Annotated in this window: 29 protein-coding genes; 15 read left to right on the forward strand and 14 right to left on the reverse strand. The window is 65.1% G+C overall.

Annotation, left to right across the window (positions count from 1 at the left end; all coding sequences use genetic code 11):
* The first annotated feature begins 22 nt into the window (after positions 1-22).
* From ACWJIO_RS11125 to ACWJIO_RS11155, 7 genes are all read left to right on the forward strand, one after another.
* Positions 23-667, forward strand: a complete 645-nt coding sequence (locus tag ACWJIO_RS11125) for a 7-carboxy-7-deazaguanine synthase QueE (RefSeq protein WP_480313414.1) — start codon at positions 23-25, stop codon at positions 665-667.
* A gap of 53 nt (positions 668-720) precedes the next feature.
* On the forward strand, positions 721-1,434 hold the full coding sequence (gene queC, locus ACWJIO_RS11130; RefSeq protein WP_480313415.1) for a 7-cyano-7-deazaguanine synthase QueC: 714 nt from the start codon (positions 721-723) through the stop codon (positions 1,432-1,434).
* A complete protein-coding gene (locus tag ACWJIO_RS11135; protein WP_480313416.1) occupies positions 1,431-2,789 on the forward strand; it encodes an anthranilate synthase component I family protein in 1,359 nt (452 codons plus the stop codon). Before queC ends, ACWJIO_RS11135 begins: the two co-directional genes overlap by 4 nt.
* Positions 2,786-3,628: an aminotransferase class IV gene (locus ACWJIO_RS11140; protein WP_480313417.1), complete on the forward strand. Its 843-nt coding sequence runs from the start codon at positions 2,786-2,788 to the stop codon at positions 3,626-3,628. Before ACWJIO_RS11135 ends, ACWJIO_RS11140 begins: the two co-directional genes overlap by 4 nt.
* Positions 3,629-3,690: 62 nt before the next feature.
* Positions 3,691-4,233 carry a hypothetical protein gene (locus tag ACWJIO_RS11145; RefSeq protein ID WP_480313418.1) on the forward strand — a complete coding sequence of 181 codons (543 nt, stop codon included), beginning with the start codon at positions 3,691-3,693 and terminating at the stop codon, positions 4,231-4,233.
* A gap of 118 nt (positions 4,234-4,351) precedes the next feature.
* Positions 4,352-5,557 carry a formamidase gene (gene fmdA / locus ACWJIO_RS11150; RefSeq protein ID WP_480313419.1) on the forward strand — a complete coding sequence of 402 codons (1,206 nt, stop codon included), beginning with the start codon at positions 4,352-4,354 and terminating at the stop codon, positions 5,555-5,557.
* 72 nt (positions 5,558-5,629) lie between these two features.
* Positions 5,630-5,911, forward strand: a complete 282-nt coding sequence (locus ACWJIO_RS11155) for an FmdB family zinc ribbon protein (protein WP_480313420.1) — start codon at positions 5,630-5,632, stop codon at positions 5,909-5,911.
* Between the two features lie 10 nt (positions 5,912-5,921).
* Here the strand turns inward: ACWJIO_RS11155 and urtE are convergent, their stop codons facing one another.
* From urtE to ureE, 8 genes are all read right to left on the reverse strand, one after another.
* Positions 5,922-6,638, reverse strand: coding sequence for an urea ABC transporter ATP-binding subunit UrtE (gene urtE, locus ACWJIO_RS11160; protein WP_480313421.1), 717 nt, complete (start codon positions 6,636-6,638; stop codon positions 5,922-5,924).
* 43 nt (positions 6,639-6,681) lie between these two features.
* Complete coding sequence (urtD, locus tag ACWJIO_RS11165; RefSeq protein WP_480313422.1) at positions 6,682-7,428, reverse strand: urea ABC transporter ATP-binding protein UrtD; 747 nt, start codon at positions 7,426-7,428, stop codon at positions 6,682-6,684.
* A 60-nt stretch (positions 7,429-7,488) separates the two neighbouring features.
* Positions 7,489-8,604, reverse strand: coding sequence for an urea ABC transporter permease subunit UrtC (gene urtC / locus ACWJIO_RS11170; RefSeq protein ID WP_480313423.1), 1,116 nt, complete (start codon positions 8,602-8,604; stop codon positions 7,489-7,491).
* A 60-nt stretch (positions 8,605-8,664) separates the two neighbouring features.
* Positions 8,665-9,822: an urea ABC transporter permease subunit UrtB gene (gene urtB / locus ACWJIO_RS11175; protein WP_480313424.1), complete on the reverse strand. Its 1,158-nt coding sequence runs from the start codon at positions 9,820-9,822 to the stop codon at positions 8,665-8,667.
* 229 nt (positions 9,823-10,051) lie between these two features.
* A complete protein-coding gene (urtA, locus tag ACWJIO_RS11180) occupies positions 10,052-11,350 on the reverse strand; it encodes an urea ABC transporter substrate-binding protein (protein WP_480313425.1) in 1,299 nt (432 codons plus the stop codon).
* Positions 11,351-11,508: 158 nt separating this feature from the next.
* Positions 11,509-12,111: an urease accessory protein UreG gene (gene ureG, locus ACWJIO_RS11185; RefSeq protein WP_480313426.1), complete on the reverse strand. Its 603-nt coding sequence runs from the start codon at positions 12,109-12,111 to the stop codon at positions 11,509-11,511.
* A gap of 8 nt (positions 12,112-12,119) precedes the next feature.
* Positions 12,120-12,806 (reverse strand): urease accessory protein UreF, encoded by a 687-nt coding sequence (locus ACWJIO_RS11190; RefSeq protein WP_480313427.1) that lies wholly within the window; start codon positions 12,804-12,806, stop codon positions 12,120-12,122.
* Positions 12,766-13,290: an urease accessory protein UreE gene (gene ureE, locus ACWJIO_RS11195; protein ID WP_480313428.1), complete on the reverse strand. Its 525-nt coding sequence runs from the start codon at positions 13,288-13,290 to the stop codon at positions 12,766-12,768. The genes ACWJIO_RS11190 and ureE overlap by 41 nt, the downstream gene beginning before the upstream one ends.
* A gap of 14 nt (positions 13,291-13,304) precedes the next feature.
* Between ureE and ACWJIO_RS11200 the strand changes: the two genes are divergently transcribed.
* From ACWJIO_RS11200 to ACWJIO_RS11230, 7 genes are all read left to right on the forward strand, one after another.
* Positions 13,305-14,237, forward strand: a complete 933-nt coding sequence (locus tag ACWJIO_RS11200; protein WP_480313429.1) for an urease accessory protein UreD — start codon at positions 13,305-13,307, stop codon at positions 14,235-14,237.
* A 69-nt stretch (positions 14,238-14,306) separates the two neighbouring features.
* Entirely contained in the window at positions 14,307-14,609 is a 303-nt protein-coding gene (locus ACWJIO_RS11205) for an urease subunit gamma (protein ID WP_186697747.1), read from the forward strand.
* A gap of 19 nt (positions 14,610-14,628) precedes the next feature.
* The gene (locus ACWJIO_RS11210) at positions 14,629-14,946 is read left to right on the forward strand and encodes an urease subunit beta (protein ID WP_186700862.1); all 318 of its coding nucleotides are present in this window, start codon (positions 14,629-14,631) and stop codon (positions 14,944-14,946) included.
* A 60-nt stretch (positions 14,947-15,006) separates the two neighbouring features.
* Entirely contained in the window at positions 15,007-16,725 is a 1,719-nt protein-coding gene (gene ureC, locus ACWJIO_RS11215; RefSeq protein WP_480313430.1) for an urease subunit alpha, read from the forward strand.
* 108 nt (positions 16,726-16,833) lie between these two features.
* A complete protein-coding gene (locus ACWJIO_RS11220; RefSeq protein ID WP_480313431.1) occupies positions 16,834-18,306 on the forward strand; it encodes a circularly permuted type 2 ATP-grasp protein in 1,473 nt (490 codons plus the stop codon).
* Positions 18,300-19,283, forward strand: a complete 984-nt coding sequence (locus tag ACWJIO_RS11225; protein WP_480313432.1) for an alpha-E domain-containing protein — start codon at positions 18,300-18,302, stop codon at positions 19,281-19,283. The genes ACWJIO_RS11220 and ACWJIO_RS11225 overlap by 7 nt, the downstream gene beginning before the upstream one ends.
* A complete protein-coding gene (locus tag ACWJIO_RS11230) occupies positions 19,268-20,161 on the forward strand; it encodes a transglutaminase family protein (RefSeq protein WP_480313433.1) in 894 nt (297 codons plus the stop codon). The genes ACWJIO_RS11225 and ACWJIO_RS11230 overlap by 16 nt, the downstream gene beginning before the upstream one ends.
* Positions 20,162-20,202: 41 nt before the next feature.
* On the opposite strand, the gene ACWJIO_RS11235 is transcribed toward ACWJIO_RS11230, so the two are convergent.
* Entirely contained in the window at positions 20,203-20,679 is a 477-nt protein-coding gene (locus ACWJIO_RS11235) for a redox protein (RefSeq protein ID WP_480313434.1), read from the reverse strand.
* Between the two features lie 382 nt (positions 20,680-21,061).
* On the opposite strand from ACWJIO_RS11235, the gene cynS reads away from it, so the two are divergent.
* Positions 21,062-21,523 carry a cyanase gene (cynS, locus tag ACWJIO_RS11240; protein WP_480313692.1) on the forward strand — a complete coding sequence of 154 codons (462 nt, stop codon included), beginning with the start codon at positions 21,062-21,064 and terminating at the stop codon, positions 21,521-21,523.
* A gap of 132 nt (positions 21,524-21,655) precedes the next feature.
* Here cynS and ACWJIO_RS11245 read toward each other — a convergent pair whose 3' ends face one another.
* From ACWJIO_RS11245 to ACWJIO_RS11265, 5 genes are all read right to left on the reverse strand, one after another.
* The gene (locus ACWJIO_RS11245) at positions 21,656-22,537 is read right to left on the reverse strand and encodes a formate/nitrite transporter family protein (protein WP_480313435.1); all 882 of its coding nucleotides are present in this window, start codon (positions 22,535-22,537) and stop codon (positions 21,656-21,658) included.
* A gap of 57 nt (positions 22,538-22,594) precedes the next feature.
* Positions 22,595-22,900, reverse strand: coding sequence for a hypothetical protein (locus ACWJIO_RS11250; RefSeq protein WP_480313436.1), 306 nt, complete (start codon positions 22,898-22,900; stop codon positions 22,595-22,597).
* A 332-nt stretch (positions 22,901-23,232) separates the two neighbouring features.
* Entirely contained in the window at positions 23,233-23,460 is a 228-nt protein-coding gene (locus ACWJIO_RS11255; protein WP_480313437.1) for a hypothetical protein, read from the reverse strand.
* A 108-nt stretch (positions 23,461-23,568) separates the two neighbouring features.
* Complete coding sequence (gene cobA / locus ACWJIO_RS11260) at positions 23,569-24,357, reverse strand: uroporphyrinogen-III C-methyltransferase (RefSeq protein ID WP_480313438.1); 789 nt, start codon at positions 24,355-24,357, stop codon at positions 23,569-23,571.
* Positions 24,354-25,739, reverse strand: a complete 1,386-nt coding sequence (locus tag ACWJIO_RS11265; RefSeq protein ID WP_480313439.1) for a hypothetical protein — start codon at positions 25,737-25,739, stop codon at positions 24,354-24,356. The genes cobA and ACWJIO_RS11265 overlap by 4 nt, the downstream gene beginning before the upstream one ends.
* Positions 25,740-25,772 lie beyond the last annotated feature (33 nt).

Here is a 25,772-nt window from a genome sequence, read left to right on the forward strand (position 1 = left end):
TTGCGAGTGAGCTGATTTGGCGGTGTTTGTGGCCCCTGGCTCCCAGCCAGGCCCTGCCGCACTGCCAGTGGTGGAAACCTTCCACTCACTGCAGGGGGAGGGCCTTCACGCCGGCCGCAGCGCCTTTTTCATCCGCCTGGCGGGCTGCTCGGTGGGCTGCAGCTGGTGCGACACCAAGCACTCCTGGTCGGCAGCGGCCCATCCCAGCCAGGACGTGACGCTCCTGGCAGCAGAGGCCGCTCGGGCCGCGCTGGCAGGGGCCGCCTTCGTGGTGGTCACCGGCGGTGAACCGCTGCACCACAACCTCAGCCCCCTGTGCGGGGCACTCGCCCCGCTGGGGCTGCCTCTGCACCTGGAAACCAGCGGCGTGGATGCCCTCAGCGGCCAGTTCGACTGGATCACCCTCTCGCCCAAGGCCCACAGGCCACCGGCCGATGCCCTGCTGGGCGGCTGCCAGGAACTCAAGGTGGTGATCCACGACGAGCCGGACCTCAGCTTCGCGGCGGCCATGGCCCGGCGCGCCGAGGCCCTGGGCAACCGTCCGGCGCTGCTGCTGCAACCGGGCTGGCAGTCGGCCCGGGGGGAGGCGCTGGCCGTGGCCTTCGTGCGCCGCCAGCCCCAGTGGCGACTCAGCCTGCAGAGCCACAAGTGGCTCTCGATCCGCTGAACAGCCCAACAGCTGAACCGCTGATCCCTCGCTCTCCCTCCCCACCACGCTCCATGGCCAGCGCTCCGCCCCCCGCCAGCGACCCGGGCACCTCCCACCAGCCGGCCACGGCGATCGCCCTGCTCTCTGGCGGTCTTGATTCGGCCACCGCCGCCGCCCTGGCGATCGAGGCCGGTGAGCGGGTGATCGGCCTCTCCTTTGACTACGGCCAGCGCCACCGCCGCGAGCTGCAGGCCGCCAGCCGTATCGCCGCCGCCCTCGGCCTGAGCGAGCACCACACCCTGGAGGTGAACCTGGCCGCCTGGGGCGGCTCGGCCCTCACCGATCCAGGCCAGGCCATCCCCGGCGAGGGCGTGCAGGAGGGGGTGATCCCCAGCACCTACGTGCCGGGCCGCAACACCGTGTTCATCGCCCTGGGGCTGAGCCTGGCCGAGGCCCGCGGCGCCCGGCGCCTGGTGCTGGGGGTCAATGCCGTGGACTTCTCCGGCTACCCCGACTGCCGACCGGACTACCTGGACGCCTTTCAGAGCCTGGCGGATCTGGCCAGTCGGGCCGGGCGCCAGGGCCACGGCGTGAAGCTGTGGGCGCCGCTGGTGCAGTGGAGCAAGACCCGCATCGTGCAGGAGGCCCTGCGGCTGGGGATACCGATCGCCAGCACCTGGAGCTGTTACCAGGGCGAGGCGGAGCCCTGCGGGGTGTGTGACAGCTGCAGGATCCGCGATGCCGCCCTGGTCGAGGCCGGCCGCGCCGATCTGGCCGGGCGATGACCACGCCCCCGCCGCCCGACGGCTGGCAGCGGCGTGCCTTGCCCTGGCGGCCCCCCTGGGGCCTGGTGAACCAGCTGGCCTCCAGCCTGGGCGAGGCCGGGCTGGTGTGGCTCGATGGCGATGGCAGCCCCCTGGGCCGCTGGGCCACCCTGGCCCTGGAGCCCCTGGAGCAGCGCGAGTGCCGCGGCCTGCCCACAGAGCCCGGCAGCTCCGATCCCTTCGCCGCCCTCGCCGAGCTGCGGCGCCAGGGCGGCTGCTGGCTGGGCTGGCTGGGCTACGAGGCGGGGGCCTGGGTGGAGCCGGCGGACCACTGGCGGTCCCCGGACATGGCGGTGCTCTGGGCCGGCCGCTACGACCCGCTGCTGCGCTGGGATCTGCAGCAGCGGCGGCTGTGGCTGGAGGGGAGTGATCGCGGCCGGCTGGCCGCCCTGGAAACGCTGATCCAGGCTCTGCCTGCGCCGCGGGCCGGAGCCGACAACGACGAGCACGGCGATCTCCAGGCCCCCCGGCTCGACCCCCAACGCTGGCACTGGCACACCGAGCCCGAACGCTTTGCGAGCCAGGTGGCGGAGCTGCGGGAACGGATCGCCCAGGGGGATCTGTTCCAGGCCAACCTCACGGCCTGCCGCGAGGCCCAGCTGCCCGCCGCAGCTTCCCCCTTAGCCCTCTACGGGCGGCTGCGGCGCCACTGTCCGGCACCGTTCGCCGGCCTGGCGGTGCGCTGCCTCGGGCCCGGGGCCGAGGCGGTGCTGTCGGCCTCGCCGGAGCGCTTCCTGCAGCTCCAGGACGATGGGCGTGTGCAAACCCGGCCGATCAAGGGCACCCGCCCGCGCCATGCCCAGACGGAGGCCGATGCCGACGCCGCGGCCGAACTGATCACCAGCGCCAAGGACCGCGCCGAGAACGTGATGATCGTGGACCTGCTGCGCAACGACCTCGGCCGCGTCTGCCGGCCCGGCTCGATCGGCGTGCCCCAGCTGGTGGGGCTGGAGAGCTACCGGCAGGTCCACCACCTCACCTCCGTGGTGGAGGGAGAGCTGCGCCCCGGCACCAGCCTGGAGGAGCTGCTGCGGGCCTGCTGGCCAGGAGGCTCGATCACGGGGGCCCCCAAGCTGCGGGCCTGCCGCCGCCTGAACGGCCTCGAACCGGTGCCGCGGGGGCCCTACTGCGGCTCCCTGTTCCGGCTCGATGCCGCCGGCCGCTTCGACAGCAACATCCTGATCCGCAGCCTGATGCTGCGGGGCCAGCGGCTGCGGGCCCACGCCGGCTGCGGCATCGTGGCCGATTCCAGCCCCGCGGACGAGGCCAGGGAGCTGGCCTGGAAGCTCGACCCCCTGCTGGAGGCCCTGGCATGAGCAGCGGCGCGGCGGCAGCGGCGGCGATCGCCTGGATCGATGGACCTGGCGGGGGCCGCTGGGGCGCTCCGGGGCAGCTGAGCGTGCCGCTCTCGGAGCGGGGGCTGAACCTGGCCGATGGGCTGTTTGAAACGGTGCTGGTAGAGGGAGGCCGCCCGCACCTGCTGGAGGCCCATCTGCAGCGCTGGGGCCGGGGAGCGACGGTGCTGGGCCTGCCACCTCCGCCAGGGCTGGAGCGGGTGCTGGCCCTGGCGGCTGAGGCGATCAGCCGCAGCGGCATCCACACCGGAGCCCTGCGGCTCAACTGGAGCCGGGGCGATGGAGAGCGGGGCCTGGACCTGCCCGCGGCTGGGGCAGCCCGCTTCTGGCTGCAGCTGAGTCCATGCCGGCCCAGCTTTCACCCCGTTCGGGTGATCATCAGCCGGCTGGAGCGCCGCAATGCCAGCAGTGCGATCAGCGGCTGCAAGACCTTCGCCTATGGCGCCTCGGTGCTGGCCCGCCGCGAGGCCTGCGAGGCAGGCCAGGACGACGCCCTGCTGCTGAGCACAACCGGAGGGCTCTGCTGCGGCACCACGGCCAACCTGCTCGTGCGCCACGGGGAGCGCTGGCTGACCCCGCCGCTGGCGAGCGGCTGCCTGGCGGGGGTGATGCGCGCTCAGGCCCTGGCCCTCGGCCTGGCCCAGGAGGCCGGCGGGGCGATCGAACCAGCCCAGCTCCAGGCGGGCGCGCTGCTGCTCAACAGCCTCGGCTGCCGGCCGATCCAGAGCCTGGCGGGGCAGGAGCTGGGAGCGGTGCCGGAGGCTGAGCCGTTCTGGCGGCAGCTGTTGGGCGCAGGCTGAGCAGGCTGGAGACACCTGTCATAGGGTCTGCCCAACCATGGAGAGACCAGGTGAGGGTTGGAGTGGCGCGTCGGGGCACGGACCCCAGCCCCCGCCCCCAGCAGAGGGGTCGCGTCAGGCTGGCTCTGCCGGGCCTCACCCTGCTGCTGGGGCTGGGGCTGGCCGCCTGCGGTGGCGGCAAGGAAGTCGCCATTCAGAACGCCGAGGCGGGAGATGCCCTGGTGCAACTGGAGGGAACACGGGTGGACCTGGCTCTGGACTTCCAACCTGGCGTGTCCAACGGCCTCTACAAGGGAGCCGTGCGCCTGTTCGGCCCAGACCAGCCTGAGGCAGGAAGCCTGCTGGCCGTCAACGCCGTCTGCAGCCTTGAGGACACGCCTGGCTGGCCCCCCTACGACAATCTCTACGGCAGGTCCATCAAGGAGACTGCTGAGGCACGCGACCTCAGCGGCCAATCAAACTGGCAGATTCTCTATTACTTCGACGGAAAGGTAGAAGCAAGCGGCACGATCAAGCCCCAGCCATGGGCACAACGCTTGAAGGACAATCTCTGTCGCCGGGGCGACTTTAACGACAGCACGGCGCGCCAGGACGCGAACAACTGAACTGTCCCAGCTGTCAATGAAGCGCCAGGCCTCTGGAGAGATTCCGTAGCCATTCACACTGTTCCTACGGGCAGCCTCGCCTTTGATGCCAACGAAACAGGAATGACGCTGCGACTCCATGCCCAAAACACTCTTCAATATTGACCTCACCAAGTCCATGGACCAGCAGGAGATGCCGGGCCATAACCGCTGGCACCCTGACATTCCCGCAGTCGCGTCTGTCAACCCCGGTGAAGTCTTTCGCATTGAATGCAAGGACTGGACCGATGGCCAGATCAAGAACAACGATGACCCCAAGGACGTCGCCGATGTCAACCTGGAAGTGGTGCATGTTCTGAGCGGTCCGATCTGGGTCAATGGTGCTCAGCCAGGCGATATTCTCGTGGTTGACATTCTCGATGTAGGCGCTCTTCAAGGCGATGAATGGGGATTCAACGGGATTTTTGCCAAGGAGAATGGGGGTGGCTTTCTCACAGACCACTTCCCTAAAGCCTGCAAGTCGATCTGGGATCTGGAGGGGATCTACACCAGCTCCCGCCACATTCCCGGCGTGCGCTTTGCCGGCATCACCCACCCTGGCCTGATCGGCTGCGCCCCATCCCATGAGCTGCTGAAGGAATGGAACCGGCGTGAAACGGAGCTGGTGAACACAGCCCCCGATCGCCGCACCTACGGCGCAGGACTTTCCGGCAGCGAACCCGTGCTTGCGGCCCTGCCCAATCCCAACAGCGCCATCCTGGGCACCCTGCCTGCTGGCGACTTTGAGCGCGTGGCCCATGAGGCTGCCCGCACGGTTCCACCTCGAGAGCATGGCGGCAACTGCGACATCAAGAACCTCACCAAGGGCACCCGCATTTACTTCCCCGTCTATGTGGAAGGTGCCAAGCTCTCGATGGGAGACATCCACTTCTCCCAGGGAGATGGCGAGATCTCCTTCTGTGGCGCCATCGAGATGTCCGGCTACCTCGATCTGCATGTGGAAATCATCAAGGGTGGCGTGGAGAAGTATGGGATGGTCAATCCCATGTTCAAGACCAGCCCAGTTGAGCCCCACTTCACCGATTATCTGGTGTTTGAAGGGATTTCGGTGGATGAGTCCTCTGGCAAGCAGTATTACATGGATGTGCACATCGCCTACCGGAGAGCCTGCCTCAATGCCATTGAATACCTGAAGAAGTTTGGCTTCAGCGGCGAGCAGGCCTACATGCTGCTCAGCTGTGCTCCGGTGGAGGGTCGCGTCAGCGGCATTGTCGACATTCCCAACGCCTGCTGCACCCTCGCCATTCCCACTTCCATCTTTGAGCAGGACATCCTGCCCTGCTGATCTCTATCCAGTCCTGGGGATCTGTGCCCGCACGGGTCCCTCGACACCTACACCACACAACAAAGAGTGTCCATGCCCGTCTATGAATTCAGCTGCAGCGAAGGCTGTCAAGACTACGAAGTCTGGCGCAGCATTGAGTCGCGTCAGCTGAACACCGATTGCCCTGATTGCGGTGCAAAGGGTAGCCGCATCTTCAGTCCACCGATGACGCTCACAGGCTCCTTCAGGCTCAAGCAGGAAAGCAAGGAGCCGCGCCTGGTGAGCGGCCAACAACAGGCAGAACGGGCCGCTGAACGCAAGCCTCGCCTGCGGCAAAGCAGTACCCGGCCCTGGATGGTGAACCGCGGCTGTTGAGTTAGGTCGCTCAGACGGTGAGAAACTCCTGGACCACAGCATCGGAGAGTTGGTCTGTGGGACCGCTGGACACAATCCCGCCGCGCTGCATGGCGTAGTAGTAGTTGGACTGACGCACAAAGTGGAGATGCTGCTCCACCAGCAGCACACTGATCCCCGTCTCCTTCATGATGCGCTGCACGGCCCGCTCAATGTCCATGATGATCGAGGGCTGGATCCCTTCGGTGGGTTCATCCAGAAGCAGCAGCTTGGGTTTGCCCAACAGCGCTCGGGCAATGGCCAGTTGCTGCTGCTGACCGCCACTGAGATCACCACCCTTGCGACCCAGGAACTGCTCAAGGATGGGGAAGAGGTCAAAGACGAGGGGATCAATATGCCGATTTTTGCCTAAGCCGCCCGGAAGGGCCTCCATACCGAGCAGCAAGTTCTCCTTCACCGTGACCTGGGGGATGATGTCGCGTCCCTGGGAAACATAACCAATGCCAGCGCGGGCGCGCCGGTAAGGAGCCTCGGAGAGAAGCTGCTTGTCGCCATACTGGATGGAGCCAGATCGTTGCTGCAACAGACCGATGATGGTTTTGAGAAAGGTGGTTTTGCCAACACCATTCCTGCCGATCAAGCACACCATTTCCCCTTCAGGAACAGACAGGTCAACATCTCTGAGAATATGGCTCTGGCCATAGTAGACATTCAGATCTGAGACATGAAGAACGGGTTGGGCAGTCATGGATTTCGGTAGAGCCTGGAGAGGGGGGATGGGTTGAGGGGAATTAGTCTTCAGACTGACCGAGATACACTTCAATCACGCGCGGATCTTCTTTCACCTTATCCAAAGGGCCTTCCGTCAGGAGCTGGCCTTGGTGAAGAACGGTCACTGGTGCATTGAGATCTCGAATGAACTCCATATCGTGCTCAATCACCACCACGGTGTGATCACCAGCCAACGACTTGATCAACTCGGCAGTTCGCACTGTTTCTTCGTCAGTGAGGCCCGCCACCGGCTCATCCAGCAGCAGCACCTCGGGGGACTGGGCCACCAACATGCCAATAGCCAACCACTGCTTCTGGCCGTGGGAGAGGGAGCCCGCCTGATGGGTGGCAAAGGGTGCCAGGCCCACATAGTTCATGATGCGTTGTACTTCATCCTTCACGGACACAGGCAAGCGATCAATCAGCAAGTTAAACGCATTCTTATGGGGTGAAGCAGAGAGCTCAAAGTTGCGTTGAACCGTCAGGTTCTCAAACACGCGGGGAGTCTGAAACTTGCGACCAATGCCATCACGAGAGATTTGCTGCTCAGAAAGACCGATCAGGGATTGACCTCGAAAGCTCACCGTACCCTTGGTGGGGCGTACCTTGCCGGTGATGACATCAAGGAAGGTCGTCTTTCCTGCACCATTAGGTCCAATAATCGATTTAAGCTCGCCCTTCATCAAGGTGAGGCTTAGGTCTGTAAGCGCATAGAAGCCATCAAAGCTAACGCTCACATCCTTGAGTTCGAGGAGAGGATTGGTCATCGGCGGAAACGAGAATGGGATGGGTGGATTCCTGGCTGGATCGCATGGGAATGCAGGAACTCAAGAGATATCTTCAAGAGCGGCCACCTCCTCATCAAGCTGCGGATAGGTACGCGCCATCGGTGCAATGCCGAAAGCAGCCAACAGCCGGCTGAAGCCACCACCTGTAAACCATCCATAGATGCCATCAGGCATCAAGACCACCACAAAGATGAACAAGCCACCTTGCACAAACAACCAGAACTCAGGAAGGGCCTCACTCACCAGACTTCTGAGGTAATTAACCAGGATCGCCCCAATAATCGGACCCACTAAAGTTCCCCTGCCTCCGACGGCAACCCAGATCACCATCTCAATGGACGTTGAAATGGTCATGAACTGGGGAGAAACAATCCCAGTCTGCACAGTGTAGAGCGCACCTGAGACTCCACAGAGAGCACCAGCTACAACAAACACGATGGTCTTGAAGGGGACCGGATTAAAGCCCCCAAATCTTAGTCTTTGCTCATCGTCTCGGATGGCAATCAACGCATCACCAAATCGGCCATTAGTGAAATATCTGCAGATTAGGAAGGCAACCGGGATCAAGAGCACTGTGAGTCTGTAGAACAACAGCTGCATATCACTGGATCCCACCAGCTGTCCAAACAGCTCTGCAGTGCTTGTTTTCAAACCATTGGTGCCATTGATCAACTTCTGTTGACCATTGAAAAAGTGGAAGAAAACCATCAGCGCCGCTTGCGTGATGATTGAGAAGTAGACGCCCTTGATACGGTTCCTGAAGATCAGGTAACCAACGAAACCAGCAATGATGGCCGGAATCAGCCAAAGGGCGATCAGGGTAAAAATAGGAGACCAGAACGGCTGCCAGAAGAAGGGCAACTGATCAACACCGTAGTTCTCAAAGAACTTTGGGATGCCATTGCCTCCCGCCTCACCCTCTGTGTTGAGGGTGAGATACATGGCAACGGCATAACCACCTAGAGCAAAAAAGATGCCTTGGCCAAGGCTTAACAAGCCTGTGTATCCCCAGATCAGATCAATGGCAAGGGCCGTGATTGCCAGCGAGAAGTAGCGGCCAAACAGGTTGAGCCTGAAGTCACTCAGAATGGCAGGCAGGATAAAAAATGCCGTTGCCAGCAGGATCCAGGGAAGGAGTTTTCGGAAGATCTTCATGGGTTGGACCTCCAGAAAGAGAAGCGGTAGCAGTGGGCTGAGCGACGTTGCATGGAAGGTTTAGGCATCAACCGAACGCCCCTTCTGAGGGAACATCCCGTTAGGCCGGAACTGCAGGAAGACAATGATGAAGATGAACACCAGCACCAACGACATGCTGGTGGTGGCAAAGAACTCAACAACTGCTCGTGCAGCTGCAGGCATGTCTGGGAAGACAATCAGAAGCGAACCAGAGCCCACCACAGACTGAATAATGCCCAGCATCAAAGAGGCCAAAACGGTGCCGAGCAGATTTCCCACGCCTCCCAGTACAATCACCATGAAGCAGGACACGATGTAAGCAGCACCGAGATTGGGACCCACAGATCCCAGCAGGGTGATGGCACAGCCCGCGACTCCGGCCAGACCAGATCCAAGGCCAAAGGTGATGCTGTCGACGCGGTCCGTCGGGATGCCCAGGCAATTGCTCATCTGGCGATTCTGCGTCACGGCACGAATACGCAGACCCCAGGCACTCTTGGTGAGGAACCAAACGGTGGCCAGCAACATCAAGGCAGAGAGGAGAATGATGAAGATCCTCAGGCCAGGGAGTTCGATCCCAGCAATCTCCCCCCAGCTTCCTTGCAGCCACTTCGGAGCGGTGACATCAATATTCCTTGGTCCGAACCAGGGGCTGGCAAGGGCACGGACCACAGACAACTGATTCACGGAGACCAAACCGATGACAACAGCAGCTGTCCACAGGAGCCCTGTGATGTATGGCAAAAAGGGACGATCCCCAAACTTGGCCGTGAAGAACCTACTGGCAAAATAACCAAGGGCAACAGTCAGAAGGATGCCCAGCAACATGGCCGTGGAGATACTTCGGATCAGCTGAATCAGGATCAGGCTCACTCCCCATGTGGCCAACAGTGTTTCCAGGGGGCGTCCATAGAGCTTGCGGATCAGTGTTCGCTCCAGCAGCACACCCACAAGGGCCGTGACAATAAAGGAAAATACGAGAGCAACTGGATAATAGAGTTCGAAGGCAAGGCCACCCATCGGCCTGAACACCGATTGGACCACGTAGGTAACGTAGGCACCAAGCATCATCAATTCGCCATGGGCGAGGTTGATCACACCCATCAAGCCAAAGACAATGGCCAGTCCAGTGGCGGCCAGCAACAGCACCGAGCCGATGCTGAGACCATCAAGGATCTGAGAGAAGAAAAGTTCCAACGGAAGTAATGGCCGAAAATCTCAGGCCAGAACGTGTCCAGACCTGATGGGTGGGGGATGGGTCCTACTGTCGCTCAGACGCTTGGAGAATCAAAGAATCCTGGTTTCTAGGCAGCATGGCCAGTCCCTGCCGATGGCTGAGAGGATCTGCAGGTGGGAAGACTGACGATTCGTAGCAGTGGCGGCAGAATTTGGAGGGGGAAATCCCTGAAGACTTCCCCATCTTGAATCACATCTTGAACTTGCCGGCGTCAGGACGATCCTGAGTCCAGTCGCAGGTGTAGCCCTTGGTTTCGGGCACGAACTGGTTCCAGGGCAGGGGGGGAATGGCCTCGCCACTGTCCTGCAGGATCTTGAACTGGCCGTCAGGCATGGCCTCACCAATCAGCACACGCTCGGAGGTGTGGTGGTTGGGGAACATCTTGATCTCGCCCTGGGGAGCGTCAAACGTGATGCCGATCATCGTCTCGCGGACCTTGTCGAGATCTTCGAAGGTTCCAGCCTTCTCAACCGCATTCTTCCAGAGGTAGACCATGTTGTAGGCCGACTCCGCAGGGTCGCCGACCACCCGGTCAGCGCCATACATGGCCTGGAAGTCTTCGGTGAACTTCTTGGAGGCTGGAGTATCCAGGCTCATGAAGTAGTTCCAGGTGGCGTAAGTGCCGGTGGTGTACTCAGGACCAATCTGGCGAATCTCCTCCTCAGCGATGGAGAAGGACATGATCGGATATTTCGCCGGATCAATGCCAGCGGCCTTGAACTGCTTGAAGAGGGCAACGTTGGAGTCGCCGTTCAAGGTATTGATGATGATGCCACCATCAGGGAACGCCTCTTTGATCTTGGCGATGATGGGGGCGACTTCCGTATTGCCCAGGGGGATGTAGTCTTCGCCGACGACTTCGCCCCCAAGGGCCTTCATCTGCTCCTTGATGATCGTGTTGGCCGTACGTGGATACACGTAGTCAGAACCAACAAGGTAGACCTTCTTACCCAGCTGGTCGCCATAGGTCTTCATCAGCCAGTCCACGGCAGGCTCGGCCTGCTGGTTCGGGACGGCACCGGTGTAAAAGATATTCTTGGAGCATTCCTGACCCTCATATTGAATGGGGTAGAACAGCATATGGTTCTTGGCCTCATACACAGGCAGCATCGCCTTGCGGCTGGCTGAAGTCCAGCCACCGAAGACAACGGCGACGTTGTCGGAGTCAATCAGCTTCTGCGATTTTTCAGCAAAAGTGGGCCAGTCTGAAGCACCATCCTCGGTGATGGCAACAATCTTGTATGACTTATCTCCTACTTTGACGCCGCCCGCGTCATTGATCTCCTTGATTGCCATCTCTTCGACCTCTTTCAGGGTCGTTTCCGAGATGGCCATGGTCCCACTCAGAGAGTGGAGGATGCCGACTTTGACTTCTCCGTCAAAGTTTCCTGCCGAATCACCGCCGCCACCGCCGCAGGCCACAAGAGTGACGCTGACCACTGAAGCGCCGATTCCGGCAAGCAACCGCCTTGAGATGTGCTGGACCATGGGTGATTGATCAAGGTGAGGTGGATGCCGCAATCTCGGCGGCATTTCGCAACCTACAGATCTGTTCATGGGCGCTATGTATCGGATCGCACCGAAGATCGAGGGTGCTGATCAGGTGTGTGGATTTGCTGGCGCGGCTGCCGCAGCGCCTCCCCGCCTCAGGCTGAGGGAAGCTGTTGCAGCAGAAACGACTCCACCGTGTCCAGGCCCTCGCCTGTGCGCAGGTTGGCAAAGCACCAGGGGCGGCCCGGACGCATGCGCTCGGTATCCCGCTGCATCACCCCCAGGTCGGCACCCACCAGCGGCGCCAGGTCAATCTTGTTGATCACCAGCAGATCGGAACGGGTGATGCCCGGGCCACCCTTGCGCGGAATCTTGTCTCCAGCGGCCACATCAATCACGTAGATGCACAGGTCCACCAGCTCCGGACTGAAGCTGGCCGCCAGGTTGTCGCCGCCGCTTTCGACAAGCACAAGATCGAGATCGGGATAGAGCCCCTCCAGCTCCTCCACGGCGGCGCGGTTGATTGAGCAGTCCTCCCGGATGGCGGTGTGGGGACAGCCTCCGGTCTCCACGCCGCGGATGCGCTCCGGCTCCAGCACGCCGGCCCGGGTGAGGAACTGGGCATCCTCCTGGGTGTAGATGTCATTGGTGACCACGGCCAGCTGCAGCCGCTGCCGCAGACGTCGGCAAAGGGCCTCCACCAAGGCTGTCTTTCCGGACCCTACGGGCCCTGCCACCCCCACCCGCAGCCTGCTCATCGGCTCCCTCAGCTCCGGAACAACCTGGAGTAGAGCTCAGCATGGCGCAACTGGGCCAGGGAAGCCCCAACCGCGCCTGTCCAGAGCTGGTCGGGATCGGCCCCAGCCAGGCTCTCCGCCCGGGCCGCAATCACCGGCGCCAGCCGCCACTGCACCGCCTGGGCCCGGGTCGGCCCCAGGGGCACCAGCCGCACCGCCGCGCTCAGCTGGTTGGCGACCCAGCCGTAGAGATAGGCCTCCACCAGCTCCAGGGCTGGAATCGCCAGGGCCCGTCCCGCCAGGGCAAAGGCCCCTGGCCAGGCCAGGTCCAGAGCTGGAGGCTCCAGGCCGAGATCCGCCAGCAGTCGCAGCAGAGAGCCCCCCATCTGGCGCTGCTGGGCTCGCAGCTCCGGGGCCTCCCTCTGGGCCAGCAACCAGGCATCCCGGTCCCGCAGCTCGGGCTCCGGGGCCAGCAGCAACCTGGGCAACCAGGCCGCCTCGATGGCCACCGCCCCCCGCTGCAGCTCCGCCCGCAGCCAGGCCTCCACCGCCGCAGCGTCCTGGAGCTGACCGTGCTGCACGAGCACCTCCAGCCCCTCGGCGTAGCTGAAGGCCCCCACCGGCAGGGCCGGGCTCACCAGCTGCAGCAGGGCCAGGCGGCCGCTGCCGGCCGACCTAGACGCCATGGCCATGCCCCCCCGGCTCTGTGTCGCCATGGGAGTGGCCGTGGCTGCTGGCGTAGGCACCGTGCTCCGGCAGAAAAGGCGCGCTGATCCGCTCCACCCCCAGGCTGCGGTGCTCGATCAGGTGGGCCAGCACGGGATCCTCCGCCAGCCTCAGCTCTCCTGGCCGGATTTCCATGGCGACATGCCGGTTACCCAGGTGGTAGGCCGCCTGGAGCAACGCCAGGGGATCGGCTGCCGTGATCCGCAGCAGGGCCTCCGCCGCGGCCTCCACCCGCACCCAGGCCAGGCCCTCGCCATCGGCGAGCAGGTCACCGGGCTGCAGGGCCTCGCCGCGGGGCAGCTGCAGCAACAGCGGCTGGCCGCAGACGCTGTGGCGGCGTCCCCGCAGCCGGGTGCGCTCGTCAGCGCTGAGCTGGAGCACGAAGGGAGGGGTCTGGCCAGAGGGTCCGGAGAGCCGCTGGGTGAGCACCAGGGGCTGCGGCACTGGCCCTGGGACCGCGGAAGCGGGGATCATGGCGGCATGACGCTGTGCTGAGTATCTCCAAACCACGAGCCGCCGGCAGCTGGCACGGTCAGACCCAGCTGGTGTTCCGCCGTGGCGCCGGCGCCGATGCTGGCGACACCAGCTTCCAGGGCAGCGCCACAGCGCCGCTGAAACTGCAGCGCGCCTATCGGCACCAGGATGGCCGCTGCGAACTGCCGTTGCTGCACACCGCCGGGGGGCTGGTGGGGGGCGATCAGCTCACGATCGAGGCGAGCCTGGAGGCGCGCAGTGAAGCCCTGCTCACCAGCGTGGCGGCCCAGAAGGTCTACGGGTCTGTGGGCCGCCTGAGCCAGGCACCCGAGGGGCGCTGGGTGAACCAGCAGCTCCACTTCTGCCTCGCCGACGGCGCGGATCTGGAGTGGCTGCCCCAGGAGCTGGTGCTCTACGCCGACGGGCTGCTGGAGCAGCGCTGCCGGGTGGAGCTGGCCCCCCAGGCCTCCTACCTGGGCGTGGAGGTGGTGCGCCTGGGCCGCACCGCCGCCGGCGAAGACCTCGCTGCCGGCTGCTGGCGTTCGGCCCTCGACATCCATCGCAGCGGCAGCCGCGGCAACCCCTGGATGCTGGTGGATCGCCTCGAGCTGGGCGGCGAGGCCCTGGCCGGGGAGCACGGCCTGGCCGGGCAGCCGGTGTACGGCTCGCTGGTGTGGGCCGCTCCGGAGCACTTCCCCAGGGCTGAGCTGGCCGGGCTGCTGGAGCTGTGCCGCCAGGATCGTGACGGGCTGGATGGCGCCATGGCCTGCGGCGCCCTGGAGCCTGGACTGGTGGCCCGCTACCGGGGCCCCTCCAGCCAGGCGGCCCGGTTCTGGTTCAGCCGCATCTGGGCCCGGATCCGGGCGGCCAGGGGCTTGCCCGCTCCGCAACTGCCGCGGGTCTGGCCCTTTCAGGAACAACCCTGGCGCCCTGAAGGTTGCAGCTGAACCTGTCCACCCTCAGACCCCTGCCACAGTGCGGCGGGGTCTGGTCCATCCCTCCCCTCCCCAGCCACCATGCACCTCACCCCCCAGGAGAAGGACAAGCTCCTGATCGTGACCGCCGCCCTGCTGGCGGAGCGCCGCCTCAACCGCGGCCTGAGGCTCAACTATCCCGAGGCTGTGGCCTGGCTGAGCTTCCAGGTGCTGGAGGGCGCCCGCGACGGCAAGACCGTGGCCGCCCTGATGGGCGAAGGCACCACCTGGTTGAGCCGCGAGCAGGTGATGGAGGGGGTGCCGGAGCTGGTGCAGGAGGTGCAGATCGAGGCCGTCTTCCCCGATGGCACCAAGCTGGTGACCCTGCATGACCCCATCCGCTGACCCCACCCGCCCTGCTGCCATGGCCCCGCTGATCCCCGGCGAACTGATCCCCGAACCCGGAGAGATCGAACTCAACGCCGGCCGCCCCGTCACCACCCTGCTGGTGGCCAACAGCGGCGACCGGCCCGTGCAGGTGGGCTCCCACTTCCACTTCCAGGAGGCCAACGACGCCCTGCGCTTCGACAGGGACGCCGCCCGCGGCCTGCGGCTCGACATCCCCGCCGGCACGGCGATTCGCTTCGAACCGGGCGACAGCCGCGAGGTGAACCTGGTGCCCTTCGCCGGCCAGCGCCGGGTGATGGGCTTCAACGGCCTCGTCAACGGGCCCCTCGACTAGTCGCCGAGCCGGCGTCCCCCCTGAGTTTCCCAGCCTCCAACCGTCCTCGCGTCCGCCGCCATGCCCTACCGGATCTCCCGCCGCGCCTACGCCGAGACCTACGGCCCCACCAGCGGCGATCGCCTGCGGCTGGCCGACACCGAGCTGATCCTGGAGGTGGAGAAGGACTTCACCGTCTACGGCGACGAGGTGAAGTTCGGCGGCGGCAAGGTGATCCGCGACGGCATGGGCCAGGCCCAGACCACCCGCGGCGCCGGGGCGGTGGACACCGTGATCACCAACGCCCTCATCCTCGACTGGTGGGGCATCGTCAAGGCGGACATCGGCCTGCGCGACGGGCGCATCGTGGCCATCGGCAAGGCCGGCAACCCCGACACCCAGGCGGGGGTGACGATCGAGGTGGGTCCCGGCACCGAGGCCATTGCCGGCGAGGGTCACATCCTCACCGCCGGCGCCATCGACACCCACATCCACTTCATCTGCCCCCAGCAGATCGAAACGGCCCTGGCCAGCGGGGTCACCACGCTGCTGGGGGGCGGCACCGGCCCCGCCACCGGCACCAACGCCACCACCTGCACCCCCGGCGCCTTCCACATCGGCCGCATGCTGCAGGCCGCCGAGGGGCTGCCGGTGAACCTGGGCTTCTACGGCAAGGGCAACGCCAGCACCCCCGAGGCGCTCGAGGAGCAGATCCGCGCCGGCGCCTGCGGCCTCAAGCTGCACGAAGACTGGGGCACCACCCCGGCGGCGATCGACTGCTGCCTCACCGTGGCCGACCGCTTCGACGTGCAGGTGTGCATCCACTCCGACACGCTCAACGAGGCGGGCTTCGTGGAGGACACGATCCGCGCCATCGGCGGCCGCACCATCCACACCTTCCACACCGAGGGGGCCGGCGGCGGCCATGCCCCCGACATCATCCGCATCTGCGGCGAGGCCCATGTGCTGCCGAGCAGCACCAATCCCACCCGTCCCTACACCTGCAACACGCTCGAGGAGCACCTCGACATGCTGATGGTGTGCCACCACCTCGATCCGCGCATCCCGGAAGACGTGGCCTTCGCCGAATCGCGCATCCGCCGCGAGACGATCGCCGCCGAGGACATCCTCCACGATCTGGGCGCCTTCTCGATCATCGCCAGCGATTCCCAGGCCATGGGCCGGGTGGGGGAGGTGATCACCCGCACCTTCCAGACCGCCCACAAGATGAAACTGCAGCGCGGCAGCCTGCCGGAGGACGCGGCCGCCGGCGGCCGCCACGACAACGCCCGGCTCAAGCGCTACATCGCCAAGGTGACGATCAACCCCGCCATCGCCCATGGCCTCGACAGCCAGGTGGGCTCGGTGGAAGTGGGCAAGCTGGCCGATCTGGTGCTGTGGAAACCGGGTTTCTTCGGCGTCAAGCCGGAGCTGGTGATCAAGGGGGGCTCGATCGTGTGGGCCCAGATGGGCGATGCCAACGCCTCGATCCCCACCCCCGGCCCCGTGCACGGGCGGCCGATGTTCGGTGCCTTCGGCAAGGCCATCGCCCCCAGCTGCCTCACCTTCGTGAGCCAGGCCGCCCTGGAGGCCGACATCCCGCGCAGCCTCGGCCTGGAGCGCCGCTGCGTGCCGGTGGTGAACACCCGCGGCATCGGCAAGAGCGCCATGCGCCTCAACGACGCCCTGCCGAAGATGGCGGTGGATCCCCAGACCTACGAGGTGTTCGCCGATGGCGAACTGCTCAACTGCGAGCCGGCCGAGGTGCTGCCGATGGCCCAGCGCTACTTCCTGCTCTAGGAACTTCCCAGCGCCACCAACGGCACACGGGAGGGAGCTTTCGTAGCAATCCACACCGGCCAGCCCCTGGCCGGCTGCCCATGATTAGGGGGAGCCAGCAGGGCAGGGATGTTCACGGACTACAAGCCCCACCGCGGCTACGACGAGTACTTCAGTGCCGCGGACGAACCCCGCAGAGCCCTCTCCCCCCTGCTCTCCTCCCTGGGCCAGCTGGGCCTCGAAGAGCTCAACCGCAACCACGTGGCCGCGGGCATGCTGCTCAAGCGGCTTGGTGCCACCTTCCGTCTCAACGGCTCCGGCAACCGCGGGGTGGAACGGATCCTGCCCTTCGACCCCCTGCCGCGGCTGATCGCCTCCAGCGAATGGCTGACCCTGGAGCGGGGCCTGGTGCAGCGGCTCGAAGCGATCGATCACTTCCTGGCGGACGTCTACGGCGACCAGCTGATCCTGCGGGACGGCATCGTGGCGCGGGAAGACCTGGAGACCTCCCAGGGCTGGCGGCCCCAGATGCAGGGATTCAAGCCGCCGCTCAACAAGTGGTGCCACATCTCCGGCCTGGATCTGATCCGCGATGGCCAGGGCACCTGGCGGGTGCTGGAAGACAACCTGCGCTGCCCTTCAGGCGTGGCGTATTTCCTGGAGAACCGCCGCGTCATGAAGCGGATGTTCCCCAGCCTCTTCTCCGGCCGCACCGTGCAGCCGATCGACGACTACCCGTCCCACCTGCTCCAGAGCCTGCGGGAGCTGGCCCCCTGGACGGAGCGCCCCACGGTGGTGCTGCTCACCCCCGGGGTGTTCAACAGTGCCTACTTCGAGCACAGCTACCTGGCCCAGCAGATGGGCATCCAGCTGGTGGAGGGCCGCGACCTGGTCTGCCAGGACGACCGGGTGTGGATGCGCAGCACCGGCGGTCTGGAGCCGGTGGATGTGATCTACCGCCGCATCGACGATGACTTCCTCGATCCGGCCGTGTTCCGTCCCGATTCCATGCTGGGCGTGCGGGGGCTGATGCAGGCCTACAGCGCCGGTCGGGTGGCGATCGCCAACGCCCCGGGCACGGGGGTGGCGGACGACAAGCTCATCTATGCCTATGTGCCCGAGATGATTCAGTACTACCTGGGGGAGGAGCCCATCATTGAGAACGTGCCCACCTACCTCTGCTCCCGCGACAAGGATCGGGCCTACGTGCTTGAGCACCTGAGCCAGTTGGTGGTGAAGGCGGTGGCTGAAGCGGGCGGTTACGGAATGATGATCGGCCCCCATGCCGGCCAGGAGGAGATCGACGACTTCGCCAAGCGCATCGAGGCCAACCCGCGCAACTACATCGCCCAGCCCACCCTGGAACTCTCCACCGTGCCCTCCCTGAGTGAGGGCGAGCTGTTCCCCTGCCATGTGGACCTGCGGCCCTACGTGCTGCGCGGCAAGGGCGCCTGGGTGAGCCCCGGCGGTCTGACCAGGGTGGCCCTGCGGCGCGGCTCCCTGGTGGTGAACTCCTCCCAGGGCGGGGGCTGCAAGGACACATGGATCGTCAGTGAGCGTGGCGATGGCCAGCTCCAACTGCAGGGCTCCAGCTCATGCTGAGCCGCGTTGCCGATTCGCTCTACTGGATCAACCGCTATGTGGAGAGGGCTGAGAATATCTCCCGCTTCGTGGAGGTGAGCGAGGCCATGGCCCTCGATTGCCCCCCGGGCAGCGCCGAACCCTGGCTGCCCCTGATCGATGCCAGCGGCGAACGGGAACTCTTCGACAAGCTTTACACCAAAGGCAGCCCCGACGATGTGATCGAATTCCTGGTGCGGGCTGAGGCAAATCCCAACAGCGTGGCCAACTGCATCGCCATTGCCCGGGAGAACGCCCGTCAGATCCGCGAAGTGATCACCACCGAGATGTGGGAGCAGCTCAACGACATCTACTGGACGCTGCAGGAGAATGAGAGCTTCTGGAAACAACCCCCCCAGGAGCAACTGCGCGACATCCGCCGTGCTTGCCAGCTCTTCTACGGCATCACCGACTCCACCCTGAGCCGCGATCTCTCCTGGCAATTCAGCCGGCTGGGGCGGCTGCTGGAGCGGGCCGACAAGACCACCCGCATCCTCGATGTGAAGTACTTCCTGCTGCTGCCCTCCCCCGACGAGGTGGGCGGCGTGCTGGATGAACTGCAGTGGATCTCGCTGCTGCGCAGTGCCGGGGCCTACCAGATGTTCCGCCAGGCGCGTCAACAGGCGATCGAACCCCGCGCCGTGGCCGGCTTCCTGCTGCTCGACCCGATCTTTCCGCGCTCGGTGCGCTACTGCCTGGAGCGGATTCAGGACACCCTCAGGATCGTGCAGGGCCGCTCGGTTCCGGGGGCGCCGGACGAGCTGGAATGCCTCAGCGGCCTCACCCTGGCCCGTTGGAGCTACACCCGCATCGACGACCTGTTCGCAGTAGGCCTCCATGAGGCCATCGACGCCCTGCAGAGCGACCTCAACCGACTGCACAACCTGATCGAGGAGCGCTATTTCGTGGCCGCCAGCATTGAGTCCCAGAGTATGGATCAGGCATGCGTGCCCGTCTGAAGCACTCGTTCAGCTACCGCTACAGCGCGCCTGTTCTGCTGGGAGCCCATCGCTTCTGTCTCAAGCCTCGCGGCCATGGATTTCAGACGTTGGTGGACTTCCAACTCACGATCGATCCTGAGCCCAACTCCCTGTTCCCCCTGATCGCCGCCAGTGGCGATGAGATTCTGCGGGCCCGCTTCGGCGGCTCCTGTGACAGCTTCCGCGTCGAGGCCAGCAGCACGGTGGTCTCCCACACCCCACCGGATCTGCAGACCTGCCTGGAGGCCAACGAGCCACTGTTGCCCTACCCCGTAGGCCACCTCAACGGCGACCTGCAGGGCGCCCTCGGCGGCTGGCTGCCCAATGGCCAGCACGATCCTGCCGCCGTGGACATGGCCCAGGAGGCATTGATGGGCAGTGACCAGAGGGCCCTGATGTTTCTCGACCAGCTGGTGGAGATGATCCAGGACCGGGTGAAATACACCCAGCGCCACGTGGGCCCAGCCTGGCCAGCCGGCCGCACCCTCAAGGAACGGGTGGGCTCCTGCCGTGACCTGGCCATGCTGATGGTGGAGGCCTGCCGCTGCGTGGGCCTGCCGGCCCGGTTCGTGAGCGGCTACCACCTGGTGGATCCGGCGCCCGAGCAGTACGACCTGCACGCCTGGACGGAGGTGTACCTGCCGGGGGCGGGCTGGCGCGGCTACGACCCCAGTGGCAAGGGCCCCGTGGACGATCGGTACATCACCCTGGCCACGTCATCGAAGCCCGAGCTCACCGCCGCGATCACGGGTTGCTTCTCAGGCCCAGCGGGGGTGAGCAGCAGCTTTGACTGGCTGATCGAGGCGGAGATTCTCGATCCCGTGGCCCCCGGCGCAGCCAGCCTGCCCCTGGGCTGATCGCAGAGGGGCTGGGGTGGTCAGCGTCCGGCCCAGAGCCCTTACCAGTGCAGTCCGTGCAGCTTCGGCAGCGGCGCGGTTCTGGAGGTGGTGGCAAACAGCCGCGGGATCCGCTGGCTGTTGTACACGCGGAATTCGTGCACCAGGCTGGCTCCGGGTTCGCGCACCGCCTGGTTGAGCACCACCGAGCCGTCAGGGTCTGAGACCGAGCGGTGGAACGTGCCGGGAGGGATCCGCAGGATATCGCCGCCCGTATCGAGCCGCACGATATGGAACGGGTAGTTCCAGCCGAAGTTCACCAGGTAGAAGGTGCGGCCGCCGTGCAGGGCGAGCAGGTTGTCCTCCTGGTGGGGATGCAGGTAGAACTGCCAGGCCCCCGTGGCCTGATCATCCGGAGGGGAGGTGGCGGGCCCCGAGTGGATCACCAGATCCCGGGCATTGGACGCCGCCACGGTGATGTCGAAGAAGCGAACCGCGGGGGTGTCGCGGAACTTCTCGTAGGGGATGAGCTCGAACATCGGCGCCGGTCTCGGCGTTGTGGCAGTCATGGCGGTCGGTGTTGGGGCGCACCGGTTGAACGTGGTCCAGTGAACCGAACACACTACCCCGGCCAGTGTGGCCGCCACTACCAAACCGCCGACCGCCCGGGCAGTTTCTGCACTGGGCAGCGGCGAGGGGCACGGGCCAGAAGGTTGCTGGCAGAGCGGGGCTGGGTAGCACCTTCGCCAAGCCAGGTGCCCAAACAGGGTGGCAGGTTCAGAGCCTGGTCGTATCGATCAACACACGAGAATCAAGGCATTGACGACATCATGAAGAGGCCCCTTCTTGCCGCACGTCAACCAGCAGAGGGCCCACAGATCAGCTGCTTGGCTGCCACATCAAATCTCAATTTTTATGACCATGTCATCAACACCTGGCTCCAGCGGATCGTCCTTGACGGCCGCACTTCTGAAGGCCAAGAAAGCCAAAGGGCTCAGCTTCTCCGAGCTGGGTGAGGCCCTTGGTCGAGATGAAGTGTGGGTGGCCTCGTTGTTCTATGGCCAGGCCTGCGCCTCCAGCGACGAAGCCACAGCCCTGGCTGGTTTGCTCAGCTTGGATGGCGATATCGTGGCCGCCCTGCAGACCTATCCCACCAAGGGAAGCCTGGATCCGGTGATCCCCACCGATCCGCTGATCTACCGGTTCTACGAGATCATGCAGGTGTATGGCATGCCGCTGAAGGACGTGATTCAGGAGAAGTTCGGCGATGGCATCATGAGCGCCATCGACTTCACCCTGCATGTGGACAAGGAAGCCAATCCCACGGGAGATCGGGTGAAGATCACCATGTGCGGCAAGTTCCTGCCCTACAAGAAGTGGTAACCATCGAGCTGGCGGCATGAAAAAGGCCGGGCAGCACTGCTGCCCGGCTCTTTATTGGGTGGGAATGTAATCGCTCTGACGTTTTTCTCAGGCTGACCAAATTAGGCCAAAGCTTGAGCCCAGAAGCTTTGTTCAGCGCGCTCCCAGTTCCGCAGCCAACTCTCTTTCCAGCTTTTCATCGTGCCGGGTCGGCAGCACATTGCTGATTGGAGTGCGGTGGGTGCTGTAGAAGAGCATGCCGATGAACACCATGCCGCCCACAATGTTGCCCAGCGTCACAGGCAGGTAATTCCAGAAGGCAATCTGCAGGAAACTCACACCGGAGCCCAACAGCGGACCCGTGGTGTGCAGGAACATGTTGACCACAATGTGCTCCATGCCCAGCGCCTGGAAGGCGGTGATGGGCAGCCAGCAGGCAAGGATCTTGCCCGGAACGCTCTTGCTGACCAGGGCCAGGGTGACGCCCAGGCAGACCAGCCAGTTGGCGATCACACCGCGGAGGAAAGCAAGGAAGAACCCAAGGGCTCCCAGATTCTGATACTTGGCGATCACGTTGGCCTTGTTGAGGCCGATGATCTTGTTGGCCACGCCAACCCAGTCTCCAGCCCCGGTGGCGAGATCTGCCGTGCCACCACTGGTGAGGCTCATGGCAAACAGAATGCCGACCAGGCCGGTGCCGAGAAAATTGCCGATCCACACCCACATCCAGTTGTGGAAGGTCTTTTTCCAGGTGGTCTTGCCCGCCCAGACCGCCATCGGCAGGAGAGCAAAATTACCTGTGACCAGCTCCATGCCGAACAGCACGATGCTGGCGAAGCCAAAGGGGAAGATGAATGATCCGATCCAGGGAATCCCCGTCTGCACCATGATGGTGAGGGCGAGACACAACGCCAGGCCAAGCACGGATCCGGAATAGAAGCCTCGCAACAGAAGGTTCTTGACGCTGACGCCGGACTTCTTGCCTCCAGCGGCAATCATTCCATCGACGAGCTCATTGGGTAAGACGTAATCCATGAAGAAGGAAAGATCGAGGTAAATGAGACCAACCAGCCATGGCCGGATGGTTAGTGGTCAGCCGCTGATGCGATTCATCAGTTGGCTGAAGGGATCTTTGGACGGGGTGGAACCCACAGGCTCAGACGACTCAGCACCCATGGAACTGAACCAGTTCACGAAGCGGGAGAACGGATCTGAACCAGAACCCGCGCCCTGGGGTGCAGCGGCTGGTGTGGCGGCCGAGGTGGAGCTGGAGGAGTGGATCATGGGAAATCGGGGATGAATGGACAGGGCAATGCCCAGGCCAACTGAGAACAAACCCGCCAACAAACCCACCCAGGCCGATCGGCTTGGGAGCGCCTTGAAGAAGGCCGGCAACATCACAGCAAGGGAATGAGCCCGTGCGGCAATGAATCAGGCGGATTGGAGCCGGCAAGCCAGCAGAACTCAGACCGGCCAGGCAGGTGATGCCCGGGTCAGGGAGGGGAGAAGATTGTGGAGTCAGCGTCTGAAAATCAGAAACCCGAGGGCTCCATAAAACGAAGCAATCAGAAGCTGCCTACACGTGCAATCCGAGAAAACGGAGGCAGGAAATCAGGTGAGGTGACTTCCGCACCGCTCCATTAAGCCATTGGTTGTTGTCCTCTCCTGTAGCTCGTGTTACCAACCGAACCTTCGGCCAGGATTCACCAACATGGCTGGAGCAGGGTCCCTCAGGTCTTGCGGCCGATCTCACCCCACACCCGCAGGGCACCGGATTTGAGCATCTGCCACACCTGGGCCATGGCTGCGAAGTCCTGATCCAGGGCTGATCGCCGTTGGGACGGCGATCCCTCGGCTGCTGCTCGCCTGGAATGGTCCGCCCGGGGGCCCCGGGCAGCAGCCCTGGACGGGGAGCGGTTGGAGCGGGGGATGGCGCGAGGCGCAGCACCGGAGGCCATGACAAACAGCGCACAGCCTCCACTGCACCAGAGGCGGGCGGGCCGCCCCGTGTCAGCCACTACCAAACTCCGGGCCAGCGGACCCGCAGCGTGCTGCAGCTGGACTGATCAGAAGGGAATCGGCATCTCGGCGTCCGCCGGCAGCGGAGCGCAGGCCTCCACCCGCTCGGCCACCATCGCTCCCACCACCACGATGGAGGGGGAGCTAAAGCCTTCGGCCGCAACCTGATCCGCCAGGCTGCCCAAAGAGGCCACCAGGCTGCGCTGGCCCCGCACCGTGCCCTGCTGAATCACGGCGGCCGGGGTCGACGCCTCCAGCCCGCCCGCCATCAGCTCCTGGCAGATCCGGGGCAGGTTGTGGAGGCCCATGTAGATCACCAGGCCATCGCTGCTGCGGGCGAGCCCCTGCCAGTCGACCCCCGGCCGCACCTTGTCGATCTCCTCGTGGCCGGTCACGAAGGTGACGCTGGAGCCGGCGCTGCGGTGCGTCACCGCAATGCCGGCATAGGCCGGGGCCGCAATGCCGGAGGTGACGCCAGGCACCACCTGGACGGGGATGCCGTGGCTCACCAGGTGGGCGGCCTCTTCACCGCCGCGACCGAACAGGAAGGGATCGCCGCCCTTGAGCCGCACGATCAGCTGGTGGCGGGCGGCCAGCTCAACCAGCACGGCGTTGGTGCTCGGCTGCGGCACCGAATGGTGACCGCGGCGCTTGCCGACGAAATGTCGCTCGCAGCCCTCGGGCACCAGGTCCAGCAGGGCCTTCGGCACCAGGGAGTCATACACCAGGGCACCGCAGTGGCGCAGCAGCCGGTGGGCCTTGAGGGTGAGCAGCTCCGGATCCCCAGGCCCAGCCCCCACCAGATACACCGTGCCGAGCCGCGGAACAGCGCTCATGGCAGGGCGACGAGCAGATCCACCAGGCCGTCGCGCAAGCGGGGGCGTTGCAGCAGGGGGGGGCCGCACCAGGGCGGCAGGGCGTCGGTCAGTCGGTTGGCCGCCAGCACCAGCGGCAGCACCGCGGGCCTGGAGGCGGATTCCACGTTCTGGGGCCGGCCCATCGGCAACGCCCCCTCAGGAGGTGGGCACCTCTGGGAAGCCAACACCTGCACCAGCTCTTCAGCAACTGTCGCAGTGTATGGAGTGGCGTGGCAGCGGGCATGGCAGCAGCGCTCCAGGTGGGCCAGGTAGCGCTCCGCCGGGCCACCCTGCAGAGGGTGGTGGAGCAGCAGGGGCTTGGCGGCCGTGCCCTCTGCCGCCGCCGAGGCCCTGGCCAGGGCCAGGAGCTCCAGGCGCAGGGCCCGCTGCCAGAGGGGCCATGCCCCCAGAAAGGGCAGCCGCAGCACCGGCCCGCTGGCGCGCCAGGCGGCGCTGAGTGCCGGCACATCCCCGCGCACATGGCCCCCTGGCAACAGCAGCAGGGGCATCAGGGTGATCGGCCTCCCGGCCGCTGCCTGCCGCAGCGGGCCTGCATCCGGCCCTGCCATGCCGGTGAGGCTCTGCAGCACCACAGGGGTCCGGCGCAGGCGCTCCACATCGGCCCGCAGCTCCTCCAGCTCCGCCGGGATCACACCGCCCGTGCGGCCGTGCACCACCAGCACGAGCGGGTGGGCCGGCAGGGCCGCAAGACGCCGCTGCCGCCGCTGCTGCACGGCTGGGTCCAACCGCTCGGACTCGATGCCCGCCAGGGCGAGGCGGGGCTGGGGCAGCCGCGCCAGCAGATCCAGGGCAGTGGCCGCCAGGACGGAATCCAGGTCGGTGAGCAGGGTCCGCAACAGGCGGCGCAGGGGCGGCAGCGGCCAGATCGGCAGGCCCACGGCCAGCCCCTCGAGCGCAGCGCGGCGGCAGGGACCCGGCTGGGGTGAGCCCAGCCAGCCGGCCAGCAGGACGAAGTCGCGGGGATTGCGCTGATGGCCCACCAGGGGCAACAGCCATCGGGCCCGCTCCGCCGCCCCGGGCCCCGCGAGAGCCCCGCGCAACTGGGCCGCCAACGGCGGATGCCGGTGCTGGCCGATCACCTGCAGCAGTGCAGGATCAGCGCCCGGGTGGTCGAGCCACCACACCAGCAGCCGCTGGGCCGTCTCGGCATCGAAGCGGCTGGCCAGGGCGGCCATGAGATCGGCATCGGGCCGGAGCTGTCCGGCTTCGATCGCCAGCAGCCAGGGCTCCAGCGGCAGCACGGCACTGCGCCGCAGCCGCTGCAGCCAGGCCCAGCGCTCGGTGTCGGTGATCGCCGGCAGGTGCTGAGGCAGGAGAGGGGAGCCGGGGGGGCCTGCCACAACGCTCTCCTGCCGTCCGGCCCTCAACGATGG

The sequence above is a fragment of the Paraciimarium castrense LEGE 11436 genome, from assembly GCF_056633055.1.

Coding starts and splice junctions, on each gene's coding strand:
- ACWJIO_RS11235 (WP_480313434.1), bottom strand. CDS start 20,679: ATGTTCGAGCTCATCCCCTACGAGAAGTTCCGCGACACCCCCGCGGTT.
- cynS (WP_480313692.1), top strand. CDS start 21,062: ATGTCATCAACACCTGGCTCCAGCGGATCGTCCTTGACGGCCGCACTT.
- ureC (WP_480313430.1), top strand. CDS start 15,007: ATGCCCTACCGGATCTCCCGCCGCGCCTACGCCGAGACCTACGGCCCC.
- ureE (WP_480313428.1), bottom strand. CDS start 13,290: ATGATCCCCGCTTCCGCGGTCCCAGGGCCAGTGCCGCAGCCCCTGGTG.
- urtD (WP_480313422.1), bottom strand. CDS start 7,428: ATGACCAATCCTCTCCTCGAACTCAAGGATGTGAGCGTTAGCTTTGAT.
- ACWJIO_RS11220 (WP_480313431.1), top strand. CDS start 16,834: ATGTTCACGGACTACAAGCCCCACCGCGGCTACGACGAGTACTTCAGT.
- ACWJIO_RS11140 (WP_480313417.1), top strand. CDS start 2,786: ATGAGCAGCGGCGCGGCGGCAGCGGCGGCGATCGCCTGGATCGATGGA.
- urtA (WP_480313425.1), bottom strand. CDS start 11,350: ATGGTCCAGCACATCTCAAGGCGGTTGCTTGCCGGAATCGGCGCTTCA.
- ureG (WP_480313426.1), bottom strand. CDS start 12,111: ATGAGCAGGCTGCGGGTGGGGGTGGCAGGGCCCGTAGGGTCCGGAAAG.
- urtE (WP_480313421.1), bottom strand. CDS start 6,638: ATGACTGCCCAACCCGTTCTTCATGTCTCAGATCTGAATGTCTACTAT.
- ACWJIO_RS11230 (WP_480313433.1), top strand. CDS start 19,268: ATGCGTGCCCGTCTGAAGCACTCGTTCAGCTACCGCTACAGCGCGCCT.
- fmdA (WP_480313419.1), top strand. CDS start 4,352: ATGCCCAAAACACTCTTCAATATTGACCTCACCAAGTCCATGGACCAG.
- ACWJIO_RS11225 (WP_480313432.1), top strand. CDS start 18,300: ATGCTGAGCCGCGTTGCCGATTCGCTCTACTGGATCAACCGCTATGTG.
- ACWJIO_RS11245 (WP_480313435.1), bottom strand. CDS start 22,537: ATGGATTACGTCTTACCCAATGAGCTCGTCGATGGAATGATTGCCGCT.
- ACWJIO_RS11205 (WP_186697747.1), top strand. CDS start 14,307: ATGCACCTCACCCCCCAGGAGAAGGACAAGCTCCTGATCGTGACCGCC.
- ACWJIO_RS11190 (WP_480313427.1), bottom strand. CDS start 12,806: ATGGCGACACAGAGCCGGGGGGGCATGGCCATGGCGTCTAGGTCGGCC.
- ACWJIO_RS11250 (WP_480313436.1), bottom strand. CDS start 22,900: ATGTTGCCGGCCTTCTTCAAGGCGCTCCCAAGCCGATCGGCCTGGGTG.
- ACWJIO_RS11255 (WP_480313437.1), bottom strand. CDS start 23,460: ATGGCCTCCGGTGCTGCGCCTCGCGCCATCCCCCGCTCCAACCGCTCC.
- urtC (WP_480313423.1), bottom strand. CDS start 8,604: ATGAAGATCTTCCGAAAACTCCTTCCCTGGATCCTGCTGGCAACGGCA.
- queC (WP_480313415.1), top strand. CDS start 721: ATGGCCAGCGCTCCGCCCCCCGCCAGCGACCCGGGCACCTCCCACCAG.
- ACWJIO_RS11155 (WP_480313420.1), top strand. CDS start 5,630: ATGCCCGTCTATGAATTCAGCTGCAGCGAAGGCTGTCAAGACTACGAA.
- ACWJIO_RS11135 (WP_480313416.1), top strand. CDS start 1,431: ATGACCACGCCCCCGCCGCCCGACGGCTGGCAGCGGCGTGCCTTGCCC.
- cobA (WP_480313438.1), bottom strand. CDS start 24,357: ATGAGCGCTGTTCCGCGGCTCGGCACGGTGTATCTGGTGGGGGCTGGG.
- ACWJIO_RS11210 (WP_186700862.1), top strand. CDS start 14,629: ATGGCCCCGCTGATCCCCGGCGAACTGATCCCCGAACCCGGAGAGATC.